Genomic DNA, 5,487 nt, shown 5'->3' on the forward strand with positions numbered 1-5,487 from the left:
TATCATTATCAGAAAGTGAAGTAATATTTTATATTTTGCAGCTTATTTAATAAATTGCATGCAGAATTAAAAAACCAATTAAATATATCATGGCAAATCATTCAAGTTCTCAACGCCTTCCAGACTGGCTCATGTTGATTATCTTTTTAGTAATCGTTTCAGTATTATTCTTCCTTGGCGATACTTTCACTTTTGTAGTGGGTCTATTCGTAATGATTGGTATTTTTGCAAACGGCTACAATAATAACCCAGCAAATCACGAACATCACTGAGATACAAAAATAGTCCACGGTCAATGGTCAATAGTGGTTAACTATGACATTGCATCTACAACTATTTCATATTCGAAGGCACATTCCGAAACGAGTGTGCCTTTTTTATTGTAGTTGGTTTTCTTTTGGCATAATAAACACCATAATGATGTAAATCAGGATTGGGGTTCCGATTCCAAAAATCGTAAAAATTGCCCACAGCATTCTTACTAAAGTAGCATCGATTCCGAAATATTTTGCAACACCACCGCAAACACCGAAAAACATTTTTTCACTACCTACTGTTCGTCTAAGTTTCTTTTCCATTTTCAGATTGTTTATGTATCAAAAATAAAAACCATCTGCTTCAAAACAGATGGTTTTTGTATAAATATCGTTAAAAACTTTTCAAGCGGTTATTTTACACCGAGAAGCTTTCGCCACAACCACAAGTACGAGTTGCATTTGGATTTTTAAACTGAAAGCCTTTTCCGTTAAGACCATCAGAAAAATCAAGTTCTGTACCGATTAGATACAAAAGGCTCTTTTTATCAACAAAAACTTTGATACCGTTATCTTCAAAAACATGGTCGGTTGGGCGTTGTTCGCCATCAAATTGCAAATCATACATCAAACCCGAACAACCTCCACCTTCAACAGCCACTCTGATACCGTGATTTTCGGTGATTCCCTCTTTGGCTTTTAGCTCTATGATTTTATTTTTTGCTATTTCTGTTACTGTTACCATAATTTTAATCTATGAATGAGTGATTTGGCTTGAAGACCACTATATTTGCTTCGCAATTAATAAACGAAAACCAAGCTTCAAAAGTTTCATGGCGATTTCATTACCTAACCGAAAAATCTTAGATGAGATGTTTCCGCAAAAAGGATTTCGTGAAAACCTCAAAAACTATGAAGTCAATCGGGATAGTTTTCAAACTGGCGATTTGATTTTCTTTTCGGGCAATCATTGGCTTTCAAACCTCATCAGGATTCGCTCAAAAGGTGCATGGAGCCACGTAGGAATTGTGATAAAAATCGAAGAGATAAATCGTTTATTTTTGGTAGAAAGCATATTGGAGGTTGGCGTAAGAATGATTCCACTCTCGTTTCTGGTGAAAAACTATGATGGCCACAAAAAACCGTATGATGGCCGAGTTGTTTGGGCAAGATACGAGCATTTATCAACCGAACAGATACTCTCTATCAAAGAATTTGCACTTGATAATCTTTCAAAGCAATACGACAAAAAAGAATACTATCGAATCTTATGGCGAACAGTTGTCGGAAAAAAGAAGATTTTCCACGACGACAAATACACTTGTTCGGAATACGTAAGAGAAGCCTTCAAACACGCAGGCATCTATTTGAAGTACGAAAGAGGTGATTTTATTTCGCCCTCAGCAATTTGGAGTAATAAGGAAATTATACTCAAAGACATGATTATTTAAGAATTTTTATCGCTTCTTTCTTGGTTTACGTATATTCTTCGAGGGCTGGCACGTTTTTTTAGTATTATTTTATAAAATTTTACAGTCCACAACCCTATCATGAGTTCACGGCAAAACTTTATTTCCCCAAAAATCGACAACTGGCTAGTCAGCTTCAAAGATGGAGCAGACTTCATCATTTTGTTTTTTAAAGAAGCCTTTAGTCGAGATTTTGAATTTAAAGAATTCATCAATCAGTGTTATCGTATCGGCAATAGTTCGTTGTTGCTCATATCACTGACTGGATTCGTCACAGGCTTCGTTTTCACCAAACAATCTCGCCCTTCGCTCGAAACTTTCGGGGCAACCTCTTGGCTTCCCTCATTGGTTACAATTGCAGTCATTCGTGCTTTAGCTCCGCTGGTTACATCATTGATTTGTGCAGGAAAAGTTGGGTCGAGTATTGGTGCCGAATTAGGCTCGATGAAAGTAACCGAGCAAATTGATGCCATGGAGGTTTCGGCCGTAAATCCAGTCAGATTTTTGGTCGTGACGAGAGTTTTAGCTTCAACCGTTACGATTCCCCTACTGTCTTTCTATTGTGCTTTGATGGCATTGGCAGGTGTTTTTCTGAACGTTACGACCAACGAAGAAACTAATTTTTCGGCATTTGTTGAGCAAGCCTTCAATAATATCATTTTTCTCGACCTCTGGACGGCCATCATCAAAGCCGTTGCTTATGGCTTTACGATTGGTATTGTTGGGTGTTATAAAGGCTACAATGCCAGCAATGGCACACTGGGCGTAGGTAAAGCCGCCAATGCCTCAGTCGTAATGTCGATGTTTTTGATTTTCATCGAAGAAGTTTTCATCGTTCAAGTAACCAATTGGTTTAGATAGTTAGTCGATGGCCCACAGTTGGCAGTCAATAGCAGAAAAAAAAGCAATTTTGGTTTCGCAATGTTTAATAAGCATTCTACCAATAACCAATACACCAGTAAACCACTCATGAATAAAGTTATCGAAATAGAGCATTTATATAAATCGTTTGGAGATAGAGATATTTTGGTCGATGCCAATATTGATGTTTATCAGGGCGAAAACTTGGTAGTTTTGGGGAGGTCTGGCACAGGAAAATCGGTTTTGATAAAAATCATTGCGGGTTTGCTCACGGCCGATAAAGGAAACGTAAAAGTTCTGAACCAAAGTCTGATAAATATTAGCAAAAAAGAACTCAATGCTCTCCGATTAAAAATTGGTTTTTCGTTTCAGAATAGTGCTTTGTATGATAGCATGACCGTACAAGAAAATTTAGAGTTTCCGTTGGTCAGAAATATCAAAAACATGAGCCGAAAAGAGATTGACAAAGCCGTGCATGATGTTCTCGAATCGGTGGGTTTGCTGCAAGCCATTCACCAAATGCCATCGGAGCTTTCGGGTGGTCAGAAAAAACGTATCGGTATTGCTCGCACGCTAATTATGAATCCCGAGATTATGCTTTATGATGAGCCAACGGCTGGCCTCGACCCAATAACTTGTAACGAAATCAACGAGCTAATCAATGAAGTAAAAGAAAAATATCATACGAGTTCAATCATCATTACCCACGACCTCACCTGTGCCAAAGAAGTTGGCGACCGAGTAGCGGTTTTGTTTGATGGCAGCTTCAAATTTCAAGGTACTTTCGAGGAGGTTTTTAAAGATAAAGACCCCCGAATCAAGAGTTTTTATGATTATAATTTTATCGAAAATTAAAAAAGAAAATATATGTCTAACCCACAATCTTCACAAAGAATTTCAGCAAAAGTCGGGCTTTTTATATTGATTGGCATCCTTATTTTAGCGGCGGGAATCCTCACTCTCGGCACCATGCGGAAAAGTTTTATTTCCAGAATTGATGCTTCGGCCACCTTTCAGAGCGTAAACGGACTCACAAAAGGCAATAACGTGTGGTTTGCGGGTGTGAAGGTCGGTACTGTCCGACAAATCACTTTCACACCTGATTCGAAAGTACAAGTTGAGTTTAGTATTGAGGCCGAGTCTCAGAAGTTTATCAAGCAAGATGCCATGGTAAGAGTAAGCTCCGACGGGCTTATCGGAAACCCAATTATCTTGATTTCGGGCGGCTCTCCGACAGCACCAATGATTGAAACTGGTCATAAATTTAGAATAGAAAAAGAAGAATCGACGCAAGAAATGATGAAGACCTTGCAGGCAAATAATAAAAATATTTTGTCGATTACCGAAGATTTGAAAAGTTTAGTAGCTGGTATTCGTGCTGGGCAGGGTTCGATTGGCAAATTGATGAAAGACGAAACCATGTATGCCAATCTGACAAAATCTTTGGCAACGGTTGAAGCCGCCACTCGTGATTTGAAACAAGGAGCATCGGGTTTAGCCACGCTCACCAATAAACTCAATGCCGAGGGAAATTTTGTTAATTCGATTGCAACCGATAAGGAGATTTACCCATCCATAAAAAATACAATATCGACCCTACAAACAACTGCCGACAATCTCAAACAAACATCGTTGGCAGCCAAACAGATGGCCGATAACTTGGAGCAAACATCAAAGACTATCAATAAAATGACGAGCAACACGACATCGCCCGTTGGAGTTTTATTGCACGATGAAAAAACTGCCAAAGACATCAAAGAAACTATCAGTAATTTAGAAAGCAGCAGTGCCAAACTCGACCAAAATATGGAGGCTTTGAAGCATAATATCTTTTTCAGAAGATATTTCAAGAAACAAGCAAAAGAGCAGGAAACGAAAAAGGAATAATAAGCTAAAGACCTCATCCCAAACTCTTCTTTTTGAAGGGAAAGGACTTTAAGATTAGGCCAATCAGCGTTCTTATAAACAAGAAGCCCCACCGAAAGGTAGGGCTTTTGTGTTTGGGTTGTTATAGATTTTCTGCTGCAAATTGTGTAAAATCCTCTTTGAGCGATGCAAAAATTGGTTCAAAAATCTGCACTTTATCTCGCAGCTCGACATCATCTTCCAACTTTCGGTGGGTATATGCCACAGGATTTTCTTTAATGTTAGCTACTATTTGGTCTTCTGCTATGTTTATGAAGTGTTTGAGGTGGTCTATTTCATTTTTTTGAATCACGAAACGATTCTGAAATTGCTCTACTTTAATTTTGATGTCAGTGTCGGTATTTTTGGCACTTACCTCCGACAAACGATTGGTCATAATCTTCAATTCATCTTCATAAAATGCCAATTTTTTGTCCCATTCTTGGTGGTCTTGGTGTAAGTCGGTGATATACTTTTGATTATCCATAGTTGAATTATTGTGTTTTTGTTTCCTCAAAAGTCAGCGTTTTTTCTGACTCCAAATATGATAATTCTCACCCTTCACTGTGCTTAAAATCAGTAGCCGAAAGTATCATTTACCTTTTAAAACAAAAGAGACAACTCACCGAAGCAAGTTGTCTCTTCCAGAATAAATATGATTGGTGTTAAACTGTCGTTTTAATCTTCAATTCGTCCATTTGTTTGGCGTCGATTGTTGATGGCGAGTCAATCATCATATCACGTCCTGAATTGTTTTTCGGGAATGCGATAAAGTCACGAATCGAATCAGCACCACCAAAGATTGAACACAGACGGTCGAAACCGAAAGCGATACCTGCGTGCGGTGGAGCTCCAAATTCAAAGGCATCCATCAAGAAACCGAATTGTTTTTTGGCTTCTTCGTCGGTAAATCCTAGAACCTCAAACATTTTTTGTTGTAAAGGTCTTTGGAAAATACGCACCGAACCACCACCAACTTCGGTTCCGTTGATAACCAT

Annotated in this window: 9 protein-coding genes; 5 read left to right on the plus strand and 4 right to left on the minus strand. The window is 38.5% G+C overall.

Translation table 11 applies throughout. The features are described 5' to 3' along the window. The first annotated feature begins 89 nt into the window (after positions 1-89). Positions 90-272, plus strand: coding sequence for a hypothetical protein (locus ACOVO2_RS18695; RefSeq protein ID WP_421771434.1), 183 nt, complete (start codon positions 90-92; stop codon positions 270-272). A 105-nt stretch (positions 273-377) separates the two neighbouring features. Here ACOVO2_RS18695 and ACOVO2_RS18700 read toward each other — a convergent pair whose 3' ends face one another. Next, complete coding sequence (locus tag ACOVO2_RS18700; RefSeq protein ID WP_421771435.1) at positions 378-578, minus strand: PspC domain-containing protein; 201 nt, start codon at positions 576-578, stop codon at positions 378-380. Between the two features lie 94 nt (positions 579-672). Further along, positions 673-999 carry a HesB/IscA family protein gene (locus ACOVO2_RS18705; protein ID WP_188768829.1) on the minus strand — a complete coding sequence of 109 codons (327 nt, stop codon included), beginning with the start codon at positions 997-999 and terminating at the stop codon, positions 673-675. 88 nt (positions 1,000-1,087) lie between these two features. Between ACOVO2_RS18705 and ACOVO2_RS18710 the strand changes: the two genes are divergently transcribed. From ACOVO2_RS18710 to ACOVO2_RS18725, 4 genes are all read left to right on the plus strand, one after another. After that, a complete protein-coding gene (locus ACOVO2_RS18710; protein ID WP_421771436.1) occupies positions 1,088-1,705 on the plus strand; it encodes a YiiX/YebB-like N1pC/P60 family cysteine hydrolase in 618 nt (205 codons plus the stop codon). 99 nt (positions 1,706-1,804) lie between these two features. Beyond that, complete coding sequence (locus ACOVO2_RS18715; protein ID WP_421771437.1) at positions 1,805-2,584, plus strand: MlaE family ABC transporter permease; 780 nt, start codon at positions 1,805-1,807, stop codon at positions 2,582-2,584. A gap of 108 nt (positions 2,585-2,692) precedes the next feature. Beyond that, a complete protein-coding gene (locus ACOVO2_RS18720) occupies positions 2,693-3,439 on the plus strand; it encodes an ABC transporter ATP-binding protein (protein WP_421771438.1) in 747 nt (248 codons plus the stop codon). 12 nt (positions 3,440-3,451) lie between these two features. Then, complete coding sequence (locus ACOVO2_RS18725) at positions 3,452-4,471, plus strand: MlaD family protein (protein WP_421771439.1); 1,020 nt, start codon at positions 3,452-3,454, stop codon at positions 4,469-4,471. A gap of 121 nt (positions 4,472-4,592) precedes the next feature. Here the strand turns inward: ACOVO2_RS18725 and ACOVO2_RS18730 are convergent, their stop codons facing one another. Both ACOVO2_RS18730 and ACOVO2_RS18735 read right to left on the minus strand, forming a co-directional pair. After that, positions 4,593-4,976 carry a hypothetical protein gene (locus ACOVO2_RS18730; protein ID WP_421771440.1) on the minus strand — a complete coding sequence of 128 codons (384 nt, stop codon included), beginning with the start codon at positions 4,974-4,976 and terminating at the stop codon, positions 4,593-4,595. A gap of 178 nt (positions 4,977-5,154) precedes the next feature. Then, a partial coding sequence (locus ACOVO2_RS18735) for an amino acid--tRNA ligase-related protein (protein WP_421771441.1) occupies positions 5,155-5,487 on the minus strand: 333 nt, incomplete at its 5' end.

Origin of the sequence: Emticicia sp. (assembly GCF_049241225.1) — a bacterium.
Taxonomy (GTDB): domain Bacteria; phylum Bacteroidota; class Bacteroidia; order Cytophagales; family Spirosomataceae; genus Emticicia.

Bases quoted from the DNA above. Each gene is read 5' to 3' on its own strand.
- ACOVO2_RS18730 (WP_421771440.1), bottom strand. From the start codon at position 4,976: ATGGATAATCAAAAGTATATCACCGACTTACACCAAGACCACCAAGAA.
- ACOVO2_RS18710 (WP_421771436.1), top strand. From the start codon at position 1,088: ATGGCGATTTCATTACCTAACCGAAAAATCTTAGATGAGATGTTTCCG.
- ACOVO2_RS18715 (WP_421771437.1), top strand. From the start codon at position 1,805: ATGAGTTCACGGCAAAACTTTATTTCCCCAAAAATCGACAACTGGCTA.
- ACOVO2_RS18695 (WP_421771434.1), top strand. From the start codon at position 90: ATGGCAAATCATTCAAGTTCTCAACGCCTTCCAGACTGGCTCATGTTG.
- ACOVO2_RS18700 (WP_421771435.1), bottom strand. From the start codon at position 578: ATGGAAAAGAAACTTAGACGAACAGTAGGTAGTGAAAAAATGTTTTTC.
- ACOVO2_RS18725 (WP_421771439.1), top strand. From the start codon at position 3,452: ATGTCTAACCCACAATCTTCACAAAGAATTTCAGCAAAAGTCGGGCTT.
- ACOVO2_RS18720 (WP_421771438.1), top strand. From the start codon at position 2,693: ATGAATAAAGTTATCGAAATAGAGCATTTATATAAATCGTTTGGAGAT.
- ACOVO2_RS18705 (WP_188768829.1), bottom strand. From the start codon at position 999: ATGGTAACAGTAACAGAAATAGCAAAAAATAAAATCATAGAGCTAAAA.